This is a genomic window from Anatilimnocola floriformis (genome assembly GCF_024256385.1).
GTDB lineage: Bacteria > Planctomycetota > Planctomycetia > Pirellulales > Pirellulaceae > Anatilimnocola > Anatilimnocola floriformis.
In genome coordinates this window covers 4366082-4384067 of record NZ_JAMLFW010000001.1, presented here as the reverse complement: position 1 = coordinate 4384067, position 17986 = coordinate 4366082, and the positions used below count along the sequence as shown (strand labels likewise).

Genomic DNA, 17986 nt, shown 5'->3' with positions numbered 1-17986 from the left:
ACGCGAACCACTCATTGACGATCGCCAGCAGTGCCATTGCCTGCGGCAGATCGCCAGCACTTCGTCAGCTTGGGCGGAGCCCGGGCCATTGCCGCGCGCGTTCTCGATGCATCACCGTGCGCGCATCAGCTCGCTCCCGTTCTGCCAGGCGAAGAGGGTTCGTCATCAGGCGACATCGGCTCGCCTCTTTTCAAGGAACGTCTGAATGAACAAGGTTTTGAAGTCCAAGATTGCCAAGAAGCAACGCGATTCACGCCGCAACGGTCAGGATGTGAACCGCCGGAATTTTCTCCGCCTCGAATCACTCGAGAACCGTCTGGCTTTGACCACACTGGCCGCCGTCAATGATGCATTTCATACCGGCATCGATGAACCGCTAAACATGGGCACACCCGGCGTGCTCGCCAACGACATTGGCAATGGCCTGCCGCTGTCGGCGTCGCTCTTCACCGGGCCGGCCAACGGCACACTCACGTTCAACACCAACGGCTCGTTCATCTACACGCCGAACAGTGGTTTCTCCGGCCAGGATAGCTTTGTCTATTCGGCGAACGACGGCGCCGGGTTTAGCAACCTGGCCGCGGTGACGATCGATGTGAGCGAAGGGACCGCGCCGGTTTCGGTCGACGATGTCTTCTCGCTGAACGAAGACGAATCGCTGCTCATCCCGGGCGTAACCGGCGTGCTGGCCAACGATGGTTCGGCGGTCGGATCGACCGTGGCGCTCGTCAGCGGCCCGTCGAGCGGTCAACTGACGCTCGAATCGGATGGCGGTTTTGTGTACACGCCGGAAGCGAATTTCTCCGGCGAAGTGACGTTCACCTATCGCGCCACGAACAACATCGGTCCTGGCAACGAAGCCACCGTCAAATTGACGATCGCGGCAGTGAATGACGTGCCGGTGGCTGTCAACGATTCGTTCTCAGTCGATGAAGATCAACCGTTGAACGTGACGACCAGCGTCATGGCGAACGATACCGACGTTGAAGGTTCGACGCTCACTCCGCAACTCGCCAGCCAGCCGATGCACGGCACGGTGACCTTCAATCCGGACGGCACGTTCAACTACCAAGCCGAAGCCAACTACAACGGCATCGATGGTTTCAGCTACCTGGTGAACGACGGCACGGACAACAGCGAAGTGGCCACGGTCACCATCATGGTGAACCCGGTCAACGACGCGCCGGTGGCTGGCAACGACGAATACTCGATGAATGAGGACGAGGTTCTCACCATCGACGCCAACGGCGTGCTCGCGAACGACAGCGACATCGATGGCGATACGCTCACGCCGACGATCGTCGCGCAGCCGCTTCACGGCACGGTGGTGATGAACGCCGATGGCTCGTTCACTTACACGCCGGCCGCCGACTTCAATGGCGTGGATGGCTTTAGCTACCAGGTGAGCGACGGCACGACGACCAGCGATGTGGCGAGCGTGACGATCAACATCGCGCCGATCAATGATCCGCCGGTCGCGGTCAACGACGAATACACGACGCCCGAAGACACCGAACTGCTCGTCGATATTCCGGGCGTGATTCTCAACGACGTTGATCCTGATAGCACGAACTTGACCACCACGCTGGTCAGCCCGCCGCAGCACGGCTCGGTGGAACTCGGCAGCGACGGCAAGCTGCATTACACGCCGGCTGCTGACTTCAACGGCGTGGATGGATTCAGCTACACCGTTTCCGACGGCGAATTTACCAGCGATGTCGCCAGCGTGACGATCACCGTTTCGCCGGTGAACGATGCACCGGTCAGCCAGGCCGATAGCTACGAAGTGGCCGAAGATGACGTTCTCACGGTCGCCGAAGTTGGCGTGCTCGGCAACGACAGCGATGTCGATAGCTCGCCGCTGACAGTCACGCTCGGCACCGGTCCCACGAACGGTACGCTGGAACTCAACAGCAACGGCACGTTTGTTTACACGCCGAATGCGAACTTCTCGGGCGAGGACTCGTTCACCTACATCGCCAGCGATGGCGAACTGGCGGGCGAGGAAACAACCGTCACGATTAACGTCACTCCCGTCAACGACGCGCCCGTGAGTGTCGCCGACAGTTATGAAATCGGCGAGGATGGCGTCCTGACCGTTGATGAAGGTGGCGTGCTCGCCAACGACACCGATTCCGACAGCTCGCCGCTGACCGTCACGCTCGGCACGGGGCCGACGAATGGCACAGTCGAACTGGCCGCCGATGGGACGTTCACCTACACGCCGAATGCGGATTTCAACGGCGAAGATTCGTTCACCTACATCGCCAGCGATGGCGAATTGGCCGGCACGGAGACGACAGTGACCATCACCGTCACTCCCGAAAACGACAAGCCGTTCGCCGAGGACGATGCTTACACGACCGATGAAAACACGCCGCTGCAAATCGACCCGGCCGGCGTGCTGGCGAACGACAGCGACATCGATGGCGATGCGTTGACCGCAAGCATCGTCACTGGGCCGACCAACGGCACGCTGACGCTGAACAGCGATGGCTCGTTCCTCTACACGCCGAACGCGGGCTTTGCGGGAACCGACACCTTCACGTACGCTGCAGAAGATGGCACCGATGCGGCGACAGCCGTCGTTACCATCACGGTGAACGACGTCATTCAACCGCCGATTGTGCATGCCGATGCTTACAACGTGGCCGAGGACATGGTCCTCGACATTTCGGCTGCGTGGGGCGTGCTGGCGAACGATTTCGATCCGCAGGGAACGGCAATGACGGCTGAGGTTGTCACGCCTCCGCAGCATGGACAGTTAGTCATGCAGTCCGACGGTTCGTTCAAGTACACGCCCGATGCCAACTACAACGGCAACGATTCCTTCACTTATCGCGCCATCAACGAAGCGGGCGAAGCCACCGAAGGAACGGCGTCGATCGTGGTTCAAACAGTGAACGACGCACCGAATGCAGGTGACGATTCTTTTACTGTGGCCGCGGGCGGCACGTTGACCACCACCGCGGCTACGGGCGTCCAAGCCAACGACACCGACATCGATAGCGCACCGCTAACGACGATCCTGTTGCAAGGACCGGCGCACGGCACGCTGACGATCGCGGAAGATGGCTCGTTCACCTACACGCCCAACGCCGGTTACACCGGACCCGATGAGTTCATCTATCAGCTGAACGACGGAATGGCGAACAGCAATGTGGCCCATGCGAGCATCGCGGTCACGCCGGCGATCGAAGCGCCGGGGAACACGCGGTCGAACGTGCACAACGACCACTACGTGGTCTCGGCTGACACCGAGTCGACTGTCGATGCGGCGAACGGCGTGCTCATCAACGATCACGATGCGCAAGGCGACACGATGCTGGCCACGCTGTTCAGCAATCCGCAGCACGGCAGTGTGGTGCTGAATACCGATGGCAGCTTCACCTATACACCTGAGTCGGGCTACGTCGGCACTGATTCGTTCCTGTACTGGGTGAACGATGGCAAGGTCCAAAGCGCGCTGGCCGCGGTCACGCTGGTGGTCGAAGCCGCGCCGGCGGAATCGCCGCAACTGGTGCTCGGCGATGCCGATCACTCGCATGAAGGGGCCTTTGATTGCGTTCTTCGCGATAACTTGTGGGCGTAGTCTGTTTGGAGTTTGCAGTTCGTAGTTTGAAAACGATAGGCGAGCCGAGGAGTGATCTTCGGCTCGCTTTTTGCGTTGATGGCTATCGCGATGAGGCTAGCGGCGGGAATAATGTACTCATAAGGAGGACTGCATCATGGCTACGCAAACAGTCGCGGAACTGACGCAAAAGAAGTGCAAACCGTGCGAGGGAGGCGTCGAACCTTACTCGCGAGAAGCCGCGCAGGAACAGCTTGCAAAACTGCCAGGCTGGCAGATGACGCATGGTGGGCAGCGGATCCGCAAGGATTGGACGCTGAAGCACTTCATGGCCGCCATTCGCTTCTTTCAGGAAGTGGCCCGCGTTGCCGAAGAAGATCAGCATCACCCCGACTTGCATCTCGAGGGGTATCGCAAAGTCTGGATTGAAATCTACACGCATGCCATCGGCGGCTTGAGCGAGAACGATTTCATTCTTGCGGCGAAGATCGATCAGCTGCCGATTGAGTTGAAGAAGTAAGAGTTACCTCTCGCTCAATAATTCGCATCAAGGCCTCCGCGGCGACATGGTTCGTCCGCTGCGTCAGCACTGCGGCTTGGCCTCGTTCGCGTAGTTCTCGCCGCAATTCAGGATTCGTCAGAATCTCATGCAGTCGCGCGGCCAGGTGGTGCGTATCTTCGGGTCGATGCAACAAACCGCCGCCGAGTTCGCCGAGCATTTCGGGGAACGCGCCGTGATCGGGCTGCACAACGGGCACTCCCGAGGCAAGTGCTTCGAGAATGAACAGCCCTTTGGGATCCTGATAAACGGTCGGCACCGAAAGCACATCGATCGAGCGCAATAGCGCGAGCTTTCCGGCCCGATCGACTTCGCCCAGGTATTCAAATTCGCCGGCCAGCCCTTGCTTGTTCAGGGCTTGGAAAATCGAACCGGCATAGTCGCGATTCTGCGCACCCATCCAACCGGCGATCTTCAATTTCGTCTGCTCGGTTCCCGGCATCTTGCGCAGCCGAGTCCAAGCTTCGGCGAGCACGTGCAAGCCCTTCTCCGGCGCCAATCGAGCAAGGTAACCAATGGTTGGCGGCCGCTGTTGATCGCGCGAAACACCAGCACTCTCGACGAAGTCTTCGCCGCGAATGCCGAGCGGCAGCTGATGGATTTTGCTTCGCTCGATGCCGAGGAATTTGGACATCGAATCGGCGTAGAAGGCGCTGTGCGTCAGAAAGCCATCGATCGACTGAGCCAGCCGCTGAATTTCGGCAATGGCTTGCTTCTGATCGGCGGGGTTCATTTCGCGCAGGAAGATGTCGTCGCCCTGTAGCACGACGAATACTCTCACCGGCAACTTCTTTTTCAACTCCGGCACGCAGCCCGCCGTCAGCACGTTGCTGAAGATGCAGATCTCTGGCTGATTTTCGCCGACGAGATAGTCGATCAGCCGATGGACCTCTTTGCTTTGAAAACCCGCTTCGCCGCGGAGCATCGAAACGGCCAGGCCGCCGAGCTTTTGATAGTCGAGCTTGCCGCCGAGCTTGGTCGCGAGGTTGATGATCCAGGGCTGATCGATCCAACGGTCGAGCCAGCGCGGCACCCAGCGAAAGACCGGCGCCTTCTGTTGCAAATAGACATTGATGCCGCCGAAGAAGACCTGATCGATGGTCAGATCGGTGTCGTCGGTCCGGATCGGCGTGTAGAAGGGAATCAACTGCACGTCGTGACCAAGCGACAGAAGTTCGCGGGCCAGCGCGTTGTCGTTCAGGCAACTGCCGCAATACATGCCGGCTGCTCCCGAGGTGAAGTAGGCAATTCGCCGTGGCGTCATGCTTCCACCTCCGTCGCGGGCAGGGCTGGCTTGTGGCTAGCGACTTGCTTCCACACAAACCAAGCCGCAATCGGCAGCAGGACGACCGCGCAAACGACGATTCCCACGGGTCGCGTCGGCCCATCTTCAAAGATGATCGCGCCGTTGAACGCGATAAAAAACATGAATAGATAGGCAGCCGTCAGCAGCCAGGCTGGCCGCGCAACGTTCAGCCATTGCAGTGCGACATCGGCTACCCACAGCAGCAAAAAGCAATAGCTCACATAGATGCCGTTGCCGAAGGCGAAACCCATCATCCGCTTGGTTTCGGCGGCAGTGTGCTCCCAGGCGTGCGTGTGGCTCCAGTGGTGTGTGAACTGAAACGCGCAAGCCACGTGAGCGATAAAGAGCAGGCAGCCCGCCGTCCAAATCCAGCGCAACCAAGCGAACTTTTTACGACTCGCCAGTGTCTCGATCTTGCCGGCGCGGGGGGCAGAATTGCACAGCAGCGCAGCGAAATAAACCACGAGGCAGGCGAGGGCCAGCCGAATGGTCCATTGGGTAAGAAGCGAGCCAGGCATGGCGGGAACGGATACGCGTGGTGAGGATTGGCGAGGTTATCGCCATTCTACTCGCTACCGAGCCACGCACGAAGTAAGCGGATTGGAGCTGGACAAACACGGTTGAACCGCCGCGCAAGTGCCTCTTTTTGCGGCTGGCTACAGCATTCGCTCGCAACCGCAAAAGGTTGCCGGAATTCGCCTTAACAATGCCGAATCGCGCGTAACCGCATTCCGCATGCCGGCGACTAGTCCACCGAACCGACGCCCCTACTATTGCGTAGGTCTGATGGACAAACGGGACGCGAGGATGTGGCCCATCAATTGCAAGGAGATAGTCAAAGCAACGGGAGTCAGCCATTTTTGATCTGGGTCGGCAAGCAGCGATCTCGATCAGGGAGATGATCGAATATGAAACGCAGTGAATTTGTCAGCATGATGAAAGACCGCTTGATGAAGCGCCGCCAGGCTCTCCGCAGCTACCTGGCCGGCGAAGTCAACGAGCTCCGCGACCAGAACCAAGCCACGGTTGGTGACGAAGTCGACTTCAGCGTCGACAGCGAACACGCCGCGATCCGCTCGCAACTAGCCGATTTCGAGAGTCGCGAACTCAAGCAAATCGACTCTGCCCTCGAGCGCGTTGAAGAAGGCCGTTACGGCAAGTGCGATTCGTGCAACGGGCCAATAGGCATCGAGCGCCTCCGCGCGGTGCCCTACGTCGCCGAGTGCATCGAGTGCGCCCGCAAAGCCGAACGCCAGAGCGATCGTCGCGCCGGCTCGGCTTGGGATAAGTACGACTTGCCCGAACCGACCGAACGGCCCAAGGCTTCGTACATGAGCGAAATGTAAGACGTCGCAAGCGACGACAATCGATCTTCATTCCGGCCGGCGGTGAGCAATCACCGTCGGCTTTTTTATTGGATCTACTCGTCAAACCGAGTAACTCGCTGTAGGCTCCTGACCGCAGCACTTGTCTCGCAACTCGCTTTATCGATCCCAGGCCGACCGACGATCCTCATGAACTGGCAACAACACTGGCGTCTCCGCCCGGACACGATCTATCTCAATCACGGCTCGTTCGGCCCGCCGCCGATTCCGGTGCAGCAGGCCCGGCTCGAATGGCAGCACAAACTCGACGAACAGCCGATGGACTTTTTCCTGCGGCAGCTCGAGCCGGCCTGGTTTGCGGTTCGCGATCGTCTGGCCAAGTTCGTCGGCACGACGGCGGCGAATCTGATTTTCGTCGACAATGCCACGGTCGGTATGAATATCGTGGCTGATTCATTTCGGCTGAGCGCTGGCGACGAAGTGCTGCTGACCAATCACGAGTACGGCGCGGTCGAGCGGATCTGGGACCGAGCTTGCGGTTTGGTCGGTGCACAACGCAAAACCGTGGAGCTGCCACTGCCATTTACGACTGCGGCAGAAACGGTTGACCGGATCATGTCTGCCGTCACGCCCCGCACGAAATTGATCGTCATTAGCCACATCACCTCGCCGACGGCGGTGACTCTGCCGGTGAAGGAAGTCTGCGCGGCTGCTCGCGAGCGCGGCATTGCGACTTGCATCGACGGGCCGCATGCGCTCGTGCAGGAGGATGTAGCCCTCGATGCGCTCGGCTGCGATTTTTACACGGCCAGTTGTCACAAGTGGCTGAGCGCGCCGTTCGGCACCGGCTTTTTGTATGCAGCACCAGTTCACCAGCCGAATATTCGTCCACCCTATTTGAGCTGGGGCCGCTTGCCACCCACGAAGCTCAATAACTGGGCCGACGAATTTCTGTGGAGCGGCACACGCGACTATGCCGCGATTCTGGCCATCCCCGCGGCGATCGATTTCATCGAAAGCATTGGCTTGAAGACCTTCCGCGCGCACGCACACAGCCTCGCACGCTACGCACGCGAGAAACTCTGCGAGCTCACCGGCCTCGAACCCATCATCCCCGATGATCCCGCCTGGTACTGTTCGATGGCCCATGTACCGCTGCCCCCTGGTTCGCGGCAACCGCTGCAAGAAAACTTGTGGCAGCAATTTCACATCGAAATTCCGGTCGTCGAATGGAACGGGGGGAGATACATCCGCGTCTCCTGCCATCTTTACAACGAGCAGTCGCAGGTCGACAAACTGTTGCCGGCCCTACGGGAATTGTTGGGCAAGGAACCCAAACCAGCGACTTAATCGTTCCTTCCCATGATTTTCAGATGGCGGGCCAAAATCTGTCACCACTTGCCGGCAATTGTCACCACTACAAAGAGCCTGACAAAAAGTCCGCAAACCTTCCGAATAGCGTCAAATTTGCCGCGAAATGTGCGTCAAGTCGCTGAATTACCAGCGTATCGCTAGGTTTCTGGGCCATTTTGGAATTTTCCAAAATTTCTCGCCCGCTTTCCCGCCCCGAATGCAACTGAGTGGAAGGGACATCGTATGCGCAGGGTCCATCCCCTCCCCGGGACCCCTGCTTTCGCGGGGCACGAAAAATGGTTCGTAATAGTCACGACGAAGAAAATGGCAGGCGGGTCAAGCGCTTGTTGCAGATGATGTTTCTGCTGCAAGAGAGCGAGGCTCGTTCGAGCGCGCAATTAGCCAAGCGATTCGAAGTATCGCGCCGGACAATCTTTCGAGATATCCAGTTGCTGCGCGACGCGGGCATTCCGATCGCCCAGGGCGAAAAAGGGGGTGGCTATTGTTTGCCATCCAACAGCCTGGGCTTTGTGCAGTTACAGCCCTTGGAACTGGTGGCCGTAGCCACGGCAGGCGCGCCGGGCGTTTCGGGAATGCGATTTCTGCGGCAGGCCCGTGAAATTGCGCTCGCCAAAATGGCGTTGGTCACCACTGCATTTTCCAAGGCTCAAGTGGAATTTGTGCTGGAACGCCTGGCTGAGATGCAGCACAGCGATAAGGAAGAGCGCGATGAAGCCACGCTCGAAACGCTGGTCGATTCGTGGATCAAGATGGCCAAGCGGTTGAAGGAAAAAGTGCCGCCTCAGCCGTAAGCCGTGGCGGCAGTTTTTTTAACCGTGGCGCTTAGCTGATTTCGGTCGATTCGATGTTCGAATACAAGCCATCGGCGTCGCGAGCCTGCGCGAATACGGTGCCGCTCGGGCAGTTGGCATCCGTGAAACTCATCGAGAAATAGCCATACCAGGTGACATCGCAGGTTCCTGAATAAAGCCCCGCGATGTTTACGTTGATTTGAGTGAGCGGCTGATCATCAGCGACGTAGCCATAAATAATGCAAGTGCTGCCGTCCATTTCCCAGCCTAAGTACTGCAGGACCGGGGCACCTTGCGCCTGCGACGGCGTCATCATTTGCGACGGCGAGTTCTGCGGCGGGGTGGAGACCTCGCCCTCATCGACTACGGTTTGAACCGGCGAATATTGGGCTGGTGGATCTTCCGGCGGCGGATCGATCGGATCGGGCACGGTCAGCAGATCACGCTCTTCCAAGCTGTCGAATTGCAACGGCCGATTGCGCGAGGGGGGAGATTGTCGGTGACGGCGATTAAGAAAATTCAAAGAGAACATTGCCAACTCCTTTTGACAGACCCAGGCGCGGAATTCCCATCACGGAACGCCCTGCACGGTGAAATCCGGCCCTGGAAACGTCTGTCCAGGTAGGAAGTCGCGCAGCAAAGAGAAAAGCGGGCTGGCGGGCACACGCAAAATAGGTGGGCAAAGCAAATTAGCTAAGCAATTTGCTTCAATGAGCCGCAGAGAGCGCGGCCTGAAGGTTGAACGGGAGAGGCCGGAACGCCTCAATCTTTGCGGAAGGCTCGACACTGAGCGGCAACGGTTGAGGAGTAAGCGCCTCGATGTCGAAACTCTGGAACCTTACGTTTGCGAACTGTTTTGGCGGCACGCCTGCTTCAAGTGCTTTGCGGATACACCACTCGCACCGCGGTCGTAACTTCGTTGACTGATCAGGCGATTTTTCCAAGGCAAATCCATAAAGGTTCGCAGCATCGTAGTAGAGATACGGAGAAATCTGCTGACCGTCGAGAGCAAATTCGATGTCGTCAAAAATATCGGGCGGGAGTTTCGCACCGTCGATTTGGGCTCGCCTAAGCTTCCCGATGGCTCGGTGCCAATACGCAGGCCGATAAGAAGGATCGAGCTTGATCGCTCGGGAAAGAGAGTCGACGGCCGGATGCGGTGCGCCGCGGAACAAGTCGCACAAGCCGATATTGTACCACAGCGCGCCGGTGGGATCTGAGTTGGGCTGCGCTTGCAAGAAGAAGGACTTCGCAGTCTCGTACTTGCCCATGCCGGCATAGCACCAGCCTCGCTCGGCTTGCCATTCATGCCGGGGGAGCATTTGGTGCAGTTTGTAAAATCGCTCTTCCGCACGGCTATATTCACGCTGCGAGAGAAAGCGATTTGCCTCATTCAGCAGCAGTCGCTGCGGGCTAGGCTTCAGCATCTGAGCTGCAATCCCCCAGCCAGTCAGCAGCACTCCAACGATGCAAACAATCCAGGCAAGACGAATCAGTGTCTTCCTGCGTTCGTATTGATGGACGAAGGCAGCCAGGGCATCGGCCATCTCCTCGGCAGTTGCAAATCGATCCTTAGGATTGAGCGCGATTGCCTTGTCGATGATGGTCTTCAGTAGCGCAGGGACGGCGAAGCCGGCTAGATTCAACTGTGTCGCGCGCGGCGTCGCAGGCTCGTAGCGGACCAGCAAATCTTCGACTTCAAACTCAAACGGAATCGTGCCGTAGAGAAGTTCGGCGAAGACGACCCCTAAGGAAAAAATGTCGCTGCGATAGCCTTGTTCGCCAGCTGTAGCCGCGTCGGCCTGGGCTAATTTGGGCAGACGTTCAGGAGCCATGTAGGGGGGCGTCCCTCCGATCCGCAAAGCTCCTTCTTCCCCGTCGGTAGACAGGTTGAAATCCATCAGCAGTGGTTCGTCGTCAAACGACAGGATGATATTCGAGGGCTTGATATCGCCGTGGAGCACTTTCGCTTCGTGAGCAGCCGCCACGCCCCGCGCGAGCTTTTCCATGACTCCGGCAACGGCGACTGAGTAAGCGAGTTTGTCCTTGGTCTTCTTCTTTGCGGCCAGGAGCGAATCACTGGCAGGCATTTGAAAGGCGGTGGTGCTCTGCAGTTGATCAATTGCTTCGGCCAGCGTGGCCCGGCCATGAAATGGCATGCAAATGCCGACCAAGCCCCGCTGCTCGTCATGCTGGATCGAGTGAATCGGCATGATGTGCGGATGTTCGAGCTTGCCCAGCAGAAAGGCTTCGCCGGGTCCCGAAGTGGAACACTTCACGACGACACTACGATTGCCGAGCGCCGGTTCCTCTGCCAGAAATACGCGTGAGAATCCACCGCGGCCCAGTTCCTCGAGCAGTTTCCAACCGCACCAGGTGGTGCCCGCCTCCGGCCAATTCGTCGATTTTGGTTTGGGCACGCCGAGCGAGATGCTATGCAACACATTGTGCATGGTGAGCATGCGGAAAAGTGAGTTGTGCACGGTCGTGAAACGATCGCAAAACTCTTTCTGGTCGACCGTCTCGCCCGCTTCCTCTCGCAAGCAGAATTCTTCGTAGGCCAGGTCGACGCACAGCGAATGGCGCTCGTGCAGCTGGGGATACTTTTTCAGAATGGCCAGGGCATCGGGCTTTGAACCTGAACGCCAAGCGTCCATGACTTCGTCAACCAACACGCGCAGCTTATTATCGGCGGGCTCGTTGTGCGTCATGGAGAGGTGCCCCCTCTGGGCGATTACCTGCGAACGCGCGCGGGAACTAGGCGGCCTGGCTCAGTAAGCGTTTGATCGTCTTCCGCGCTGTTCGTTCGTGGATCGAGAGTTGCGTGGCGATCTCGGTGTAGGTCGTCCCTTGCAATCGCAGTTCAACGATCCGTCGCACCTGGTCGGTTTCATTGGCCAGCAGTTGGTCCCAGCGTTCCTTGGCAATGGCTACGGCACTTGGCGTGGGTGTATTTCCCATCATTTCGCGCGAAGGGCCGTCTCCTCCCGTCAGCTCTTCGCGGTCGACGTTGTGTTTCTCCGTCTGCAATCGGCGGCGTACTTCTGCCAATACTTTAAACTTGGCAAGTGTGGCGAGATACGCAATGAGTTGCTCCGACTTCACCATATCGTGTAGCTTCTCAGGGCAGCGAAAAAACGATGCCCATACTACCTGCACAAAGTCGATCGAGTCGAATTTGGATCGCAACTTGTGATGCAATGAGCGGCGAACGAAACGCTGCACATCGCGACTATATTTTTCGACGAGCGTCTCGGCAGCTTGCAGATTCCCTTTGCGCACCAGCTCAATCAGCTGCGCAAATTCGATATCCAATTCGGGTGAGTTGGATTCAGGAATTTCATTTGACATGAATGTGCCTAATTTTGCTGATAAGAATTAGCCCGCTCTTAATCAGTTTTCGCGACTAGAGATATGGAACAACGTATTGCACACGGCAGCTCGTGTCACCTGCATTGGCAAGAATTCTTGCTTGCACGGAAGGCAGGTGACAAAGGTTGTCATAGGGGCGCAACTAATGATTCGCATGTACTGGTGGCAAGGCGGTCGCGGTACGGGTAACTTCGGCGATAAGCTAGGTCCCGCTTTGGTAAAGGCAATCACTGGGCGGATTGTTACCTGGGCTCCCATCGAAAAAAGCGATTTACTGTCAATTGGTAGTAATTTGGAGCCCTGGCTGTGGCCAGACCGGGCCTGGCTAGATTACCGAGGTGTAATCTGGGGGGCAGGGCGACTTACGGGTGTTTCACCTCTGCAATTTCCACGCGCCAACATTGTAGCAGCCCGGGGAGAACTGACGCTCGCTAGCCTCGATGTGCCGGCACGCAGCACGGCTGCCACTGGCGATCCGGCGCTATTGTGTGGTCATTTTTACCGTCCGGTTAGCAAACCCCGCTACAAACTGGGCATCTGGCCGCACTGGAGCGAGGCCCGCAACCGCGAGCTGCTGGAAATCGCGAAGAGTTCGTCCGAGATCGTGATGATCGATCCTTGTGGCGAAATTCAGGACACCATCGATCTGGTGGCCAGTTGCGAAAATATCGCTTCCTCGGCATTGCATGGCTTAGTTGTCGCCGATGCTCTGGGAATTCCTAGCTGCTGGATTCGAACTCCCAATTGCAATCGCGAGAAATTGCCGCAGTACAAATTTCTCGATTACTTTTCGGCATTTCAATCGGCGCCGCCCCGGCCGAGAATTATTGACGCCGGCGACAATCTCGCCTCACTCTTGCCGCGCATGAATGATGAGCGATTAGAGGATGCGGCCCGCATTCAAGATGACTTGCTGTCGGCCTTTCCTTTTCGTTGCCATGTAGCAGCGTTTTAAGATCTCAAGATTGCTAAGTCTTTGCCGCGGCAACCTTCTCGGCCGCGGCTTCGCGCGGATGCTTGAGCGCCCCACGCCGCGGCAGCGATGTGAGGACGACGCAGATCGTCTTGGTGCCAGGATCGGCCCACGCCAATGTACCCGTCGAGCCGGTATGGCCGAATACTTTTTCGGAGCAGCCAGGGCTCCCCGCTTCTTTGCCGACGTGAAATCCCAAGCCGCGCGCTGTAAAGCCAGCAGGGTTGTGATTCTGGATCATCATCCGCGCGGTCGCCGGTTTGATCGCAGCGCCTCGCTCATTGAGAAACTCGGCCAGGAAGCGACCGACGTCCGCGGCAGAACAATGCGTGCCACCCCAGGGAGCGCCGAGCTTTCTCCAATACGGACTGTTCCAGTTCCAAGCCTTCGCTGACGGATCGCCGCCGCCAGATTCCGGTGCCGCTCCTTCCATCTGACACGGCACCAAATCGGTGATTGCAAATTTGCCGATGCCCTGCGCGGAATGCTGCATGCCGAGCGGGCGAATGATCGAGCGTTCAACCAATGAAATAATATCGGTCTGACTGATCACTTCGGCGATCCGCGTAGCCAGTAGGATTCCCATACTGGAATACTGATACTTGCTTCCCGCGGCGAATTCGAGCGGCGTGCGAAGCGTCTCTTCAGCAAACTTGCCGAGCGTCGCGTGCTTCTTTCGCAACTCGGCATTGTTGGCCACTTGATCGGGCAGGCCCGAAGTGTGTGTGAGCAAATGCTGAATTGTCGCCGCGTCGCGCCCATCTCCTTTGAAGGCCGGCAAAAACTTCTTGATGGGGTCAGCGAGTTTGAACTCGCCACGGTCATACAACGTCATCACGGCCGCGACGCTGATTGGCTTCGAAATGCTGCCGAGCAAAAACATTGCATTGGCGGTCTTGGCCTGTCCGAATGCGCGCGAGAACTCCTCATCGCCCTGGCGTACGTAGAGGACCGACGATTCGATCTGCTTGCTGTCGCTGGCCTGATTCAGCACTTCGGCTGCCGTCTCCCAGCGGCTGGCCTGTACGGCGACCGCTAGTTTCGTGGCGAAGGCGATTCCGGCTGCGGCTTGGAGAAAAGTGCGACGCTGCATACCAATGCTCCTGATTATGTTGCCGGCGAGATTTTTTTAGATAACTCGTCGAGCCACGCAACTTGGGCGGGGTTCATTTTCAATCGGGCCTCGGCAAGTGGGAACCACCCTGCCCGATCGACCTCGGGGAACTCCATTTGTTTGCCGGACTTCGGTGGCCATTCGATCTGGAACGTGTTGCTCACTAACTGAGTAGGATCAAATTCGCCGGCAACCGACCAGGCGTGTACGACCTTGCCGCTCTTTTGTTTGATTTTCGCGAGACTCAGAAAATCACCTGCTGGTTGCAGTCCTGTTTCTTCGGCAAATTCACGGCAGGCAGCGGCGAGCACATCTTCGCCGTCGTTGATTTCACCCTTGGGAATTGTCCAAGCTCCCTCCTCTTTGTTTTTGAAAAACGGGCCGCCCGGATGCACGAGCAGCACTTCGAGCGCGCCGTCGCGCATTCGGTACAAGAGAAGTCCGGCGCTGTTTCGCGGCATTGTAAAGTGCGTCTCGAGGAGTGATCGTTCAACCGACTGACCATCAAATTAGCGGCTGCCCAATCATCTGCCAAATCGAAAGACCTCGGCGTCTGGATTCGGAATGCCGGTGTGCATATCAGCGATCAGCTGCGCTGCGATCACACTGTAAGTAATGCCATTGCCGCCGTAGCCAAGGGCAAAGTACGCGCGCGGCCGATCGGTGGGCGAACCGATATAGGCGAGGCCGTCCTTCGTTTCGGCAAACGTGCCACCCCAGGCGTAGGCCACGGCGAAGCGCGCCTCCGGAAAGAGGCGATGGAAGCGGCGTTCCAGTTTCTTGATCTTGCGTTCGACCAGCGAATCGCGCCGATGATCGGTCGAGAACGAAGTATCTTCGCCACCGATGATCGCTCGGCCATCCGCGGTCTGGCGGGCGTAGAAATAAGGACGAGCCGTTTCCCAAATCAGGCTTTGCTTCGGCCATCCGGGGAAATCGCTCTCGGGTTCGCTCACCAGCGCGTAAGTGCTGTGCAGCGAGCCCGCCTCTTCGCCCTCGAGAAAAGGCCTGGTTGCGTAGCCTGTCGCGAAAACGACTTTATCTGCAGTGATCACTCCACTTTCGGTGTGCACTCGCACTTCACTCGCGAACTCCTTTACGTCCAGCACCTTAGTGCCGCTGTGCGCGCGGCAACCCTGGGCAGTTGCGTTGCGGATCAAGCGGCGTGTGAATTGGTACGGGTCGATTTGCCCATCACCATAAGAGCGGATTGCGCCGGAGGAACGCAGACTGGAAACATCGCGCAGCTGTTGTCGCGACAGCCAGTCCACTTCGAAGCCGAATTCTCGTCGGCAATCAAATTCCCGTTTCAACTGCCGGTAGTGGAAGACGCTGCTCGCGAAATACAAACTTTCCTGGCGAGTGAAACCACATGGATCGCCGAGCTCCACCGTCAGCTGTTCGATTTCATCAATGGCTCGCAGACCGCGACGATACGCGTGAACGGCGTGTTCGCGGCCAACCTGCCGGATCAAATCGACGAGCGGCGTATCAACTTCATATTGCAGCAAGCCGGTGCTCGCGGCAGTGCTCCCCTGGCCGAAGTCGCGCTGATCGATCAGCAGCACATCGATGCCGCGCTTCACCAACTGCCAGGCCACGAGCGCGCCGGTAATGCCGCCTCCGAGCACGACAACTTCACAAAGAGCGTCGCCGGCGAGGGGCGGGTAAGTGGGTTCGCTGGCGTCTATATGAACGACATCCAGCCAATAGGGGCGGCCCGAGCGGAGTTTCACGTTGCTGCTTCAGTGGTTAGCGAAAGGAAGTTGCCAGCCGATTGGTTACGGCTGGCAGCAGCAACTGCTGTTCCAACGATCAAGCCAGATAACCGCCGTCGACATCGAGCACGGCGCCGGTGATAAACGACGCATCGGGACTCGCGAGAAAAGCCACCGCCGCCGCGAGCTCATGCGGTTGGCCATAGCGGCCGAGGGCGGTAGTCGACTTTTGCACTTCGGCGAAGTCGCTTGTCTCGGGATTCATATCGGTGTTGATCGGGCCAGGTTGAACGACATTCACCGTGATGCCTCGGGTGCCGAGGTCGCGGGCCCAGCCTTTGGAGTAACCAACCACGGCGGCCTTGGTCGCACCGTAACCGGCATATCCTGGAAAGCCAACGCGCGACGCGATGACAGAACCGATGTTGATGATGCGGCCACCTTCGGGCAGCAACGGTGCGGCTGCTCGAACCGCGGCAACAACTCCGCCGACATTGATCGCGAATTCACGCTCGAGCTTTTTCAGATCCGCATTCGGATCGCCGACCGAGCCGGCTTCGAAGACGCCTGCGTTGTTGACCAGAATATCGAGTTGGCCGAACTTTTCGCGGACTTGATGAACGAGCTTGGTCACCTGGGCGGCATCGGCCTGGTCGGCTTGAAAGGCCGCAGCCTTCACGCCGAGGGAAGTCAGTTCCTTGACAACTGCCTCGGCCTTGGCTGGTGAAGCCGAATAGCTGATGGCGACATTCGCGCCTTGGGCTGCGAGGGCCTTGGCAGTCGCAGCGCCAATGCCGCGTGAACCACCGGTGACGAGAGCGACTTTGCCGGCAAGTTTCTGGGACATGGCTGGGTTCCTTTTCTTCTCAAATCTGAACAGGGCTCAATCTGAACGGGCGGAGGATTGTGCAAGTTTTCTGCATTGCTGCGGGCGGGCTCAGGTCTATGGGCTAAAGCTAAATTAGCTGAGCTTGAGTTGCTGAACCGTCCCACCTGACAGAGAGACTTACCGGGCGGTTCGGCGGTTCTTACAAGAGAATTCCGTCAAATGCTAAACGGGAGCACCCATTATTCGCCAAGAAAAGCGACAAGTGCTATGCAGGGAGCGGGGGCGATGATGAAGGCCACCCGGTCAGACTAGTGCGAGAACTGCGCTCACTACTCGTGTAGCTGAGTAGTGCAAAAGCCGGTAAACCCCCGGGGCGGGCCCGGGGGCGTGACTTGTCGAGGGCGGCAACTAGCCTGCCTTCGTCTTCGAGCCGGTCGAGGCAGCGACGGCCGATGGGTTGCGGAGGATGCGGGTCAATTCATCCACGCCGTCTTGTTCATCCTTGAGGATGTCTTCGAGGAAGATAACGAGTGCCCGGTCACCCTCGGCGGCGGCCAGCGCTTCGAGATAGCACTTCACGGCCTTCGATTCGAACTCGAGGGCGGCGTTGAGGAGTTCCAGCAGGTCGTCGCTCTGCTTGATGTTGTTGCGCTCGACGGTCGGCACGCCACCGAGGGCGACAATCTTCTCGCCCACCTTCTTGGCGTGACCGAACGATTCCTTGGCGCTGTCGTAGAACATCTCGGAATAAACGTCCCGCCACAGGCCCGAAACAACGAAGCCGGCCTGAGCGTACTGAGCGACCCCGGTCCATTCATGGCGCAGGCAGTCGTTCAACTTATCGATCACTTGATTCTTATCCATGGCGAAAACCCCTCTTTCTTGGAGATTTAAAACTGCTGCCTGTGAAATCGCTGCGAAGACGCTGTGGCAACAACTGGCCGCAACCGACACACCGATTGCTGGCAGGAACGAAGGGCGATAGCTGGCGATCGGTCGCTAAGATTGGCTGGCGGTTGCCCCTGGAAAACTCATCTGTCGGGAATCTTACAGA

At 58.1% G+C, this 17986-nt stretch carries 16 protein-coding genes; 6 read left to right on the top strand and 10 right to left on the bottom strand.

Translation table 11 applies throughout. The annotated features are described in order from the left end of the window. Positions 1 to 205 precede the first annotated feature (205 nt). Positions 206 to 3592 (top strand): tandem-95 repeat protein, encoded by a 3387-nt coding sequence (locus M9Q49_RS17030; RefSeq protein WP_254510007.1) that lies wholly within the window; start codon positions 206 to 208, stop codon positions 3590 to 3592. Positions 3593 to 3728: 136 nt separating this feature from the next. Continuing rightward, positions 3729 to 4091: a 4a-hydroxytetrahydrobiopterin dehydratase gene (locus M9Q49_RS17025; RefSeq protein WP_254510006.1), complete on the top strand. Its 363-nt coding sequence runs from the start codon at positions 3729 to 3731 to the stop codon at positions 4089 to 4091. Here M9Q49_RS17025 and M9Q49_RS17020 read toward each other — a convergent pair. Together M9Q49_RS17020 and M9Q49_RS17015 are read right to left on the bottom strand one after the other, a co-directional pair. Beyond that, positions 4042 to 5394, bottom strand: a complete 1353-nt coding sequence (locus M9Q49_RS17020; protein WP_254510005.1) for a glycosyltransferase family 4 protein — start codon at positions 5392 to 5394, stop codon at positions 4042 to 4044. The two genes, M9Q49_RS17025 and M9Q49_RS17020, sit on opposite strands and share 50 nt — an antisense overlap. Continuing rightward, the gene (locus M9Q49_RS17015) at positions 5391 to 5954 is read right to left on the bottom strand and encodes a hypothetical protein (RefSeq protein WP_254510004.1); all 564 of its coding nucleotides are present in this window, start codon (positions 5952 to 5954) and stop codon (positions 5391 to 5393) included. Before M9Q49_RS17015 ends, M9Q49_RS17020 begins: the two co-directional genes overlap by 4 nt. A gap of 390 nt (positions 5955 to 6344) precedes the next feature. On the opposite strand from M9Q49_RS17015, the gene M9Q49_RS17010 reads away from it, so the two are divergent. The 3 genes from M9Q49_RS17010 (at position 6345) to M9Q49_RS17000 (ending at position 8926) form a co-directional block, all read left to right on the top strand. Then, a complete protein-coding gene (locus tag M9Q49_RS17010; RefSeq protein ID WP_254510003.1) occupies positions 6345 to 6782 on the top strand; it encodes a TraR/DksA family transcriptional regulator in 438 nt (145 codons plus the stop codon). A gap of 168 nt (positions 6783 to 6950) precedes the next feature. Further along, complete coding sequence (locus M9Q49_RS17005; protein ID WP_254510002.1) at positions 6951 to 8111, top strand: aminotransferase class V-fold PLP-dependent enzyme; 1161 nt, start codon at positions 6951 to 6953, stop codon at positions 8109 to 8111. 299 nt (positions 8112 to 8410) lie between these two features. After that, a complete protein-coding gene (locus M9Q49_RS17000; protein ID WP_254510001.1) occupies positions 8411 to 8926 on the top strand; it encodes a helix-turn-helix transcriptional regulator in 516 nt (171 codons plus the stop codon). A gap of 31 nt (positions 8927 to 8957) precedes the next feature. On the opposite strand, the gene M9Q49_RS16995 is transcribed toward M9Q49_RS17000, so the two are convergent. The 3 genes from M9Q49_RS16995 to M9Q49_RS16985 all read right to left on the bottom strand — a co-directional run bounded on the left by M9Q49_RS16995 (position 8958) and on the right by M9Q49_RS16985 (position 12277). Beyond that, positions 8958 to 9458: a hypothetical protein gene (locus M9Q49_RS16995; protein WP_254510000.1), complete on the bottom strand. Its 501-nt coding sequence runs from the start codon at positions 9456 to 9458 to the stop codon at positions 8958 to 8960. Between the two features lie 175 nt (positions 9459 to 9633). Further along, complete coding sequence (locus M9Q49_RS16990) at positions 9634 to 11637, bottom strand: protein kinase domain-containing protein (protein ID WP_254509999.1); 2004 nt, start codon at positions 11635 to 11637, stop codon at positions 9634 to 9636. Positions 11638 to 11683: 46 nt separating this feature from the next. Then, positions 11684 to 12277 carry an RNA polymerase sigma factor gene (locus M9Q49_RS16985; RefSeq protein ID WP_254509998.1) on the bottom strand — a complete coding sequence of 198 codons (594 nt, stop codon included), beginning with the start codon at positions 12275 to 12277 and terminating at the stop codon, positions 11684 to 11686. 166 nt (positions 12278 to 12443) lie between these two features. Here M9Q49_RS16985 and M9Q49_RS16980 point away from each other — a divergent pair, with 166 nt between their 5' ends. Then, entirely contained in the window at positions 12444 to 13253 is an 810-nt protein-coding gene (locus tag M9Q49_RS16980; RefSeq protein WP_254509997.1) for a polysaccharide pyruvyl transferase family protein, read from the top strand. 13 nt (positions 13254 to 13266) lie between these two features. Here M9Q49_RS16980 and M9Q49_RS16975 read toward each other — a convergent pair whose 3' ends face one another. The 5 genes from M9Q49_RS16975 to M9Q49_RS16955 form a co-directional block, all read right to left on the bottom strand. Next, the gene (locus tag M9Q49_RS16975) at positions 13267 to 14364 is read right to left on the bottom strand and encodes a serine hydrolase domain-containing protein (RefSeq protein ID WP_254509996.1); all 1098 of its coding nucleotides are present in this window, start codon (positions 14362 to 14364) and stop codon (positions 13267 to 13269) included. A 14-nt stretch (positions 14365 to 14378) separates the two neighbouring features. Then, positions 14379 to 14846 (bottom strand): NUDIX domain-containing protein, encoded by a 468-nt coding sequence (locus M9Q49_RS16970; protein ID WP_254509995.1) that lies wholly within the window; start codon positions 14844 to 14846, stop codon positions 14379 to 14381. A 63-nt stretch (positions 14847 to 14909) separates the two neighbouring features. Continuing rightward, positions 14910 to 16121 (bottom strand): NAD(P)/FAD-dependent oxidoreductase, encoded by a 1212-nt coding sequence (locus tag M9Q49_RS16965; protein WP_254509994.1) that lies wholly within the window; start codon positions 16119 to 16121, stop codon positions 14910 to 14912. Positions 16122 to 16200: 79 nt separating this feature from the next. Further along, positions 16201 to 16950, bottom strand: coding sequence for an SDR family NAD(P)-dependent oxidoreductase (locus M9Q49_RS16960; RefSeq protein ID WP_254509993.1), 750 nt, complete (start codon positions 16948 to 16950; stop codon positions 16201 to 16203). A gap of 390 nt (positions 16951 to 17340) precedes the next feature. Further along, positions 17341 to 17796 (bottom strand): ferritin-like domain-containing protein, encoded by a 456-nt coding sequence (locus tag M9Q49_RS16955; protein ID WP_254509992.1) that lies wholly within the window; start codon positions 17794 to 17796, stop codon positions 17341 to 17343. Positions 17797 to 17986: the final 190 nt, after the last annotated feature.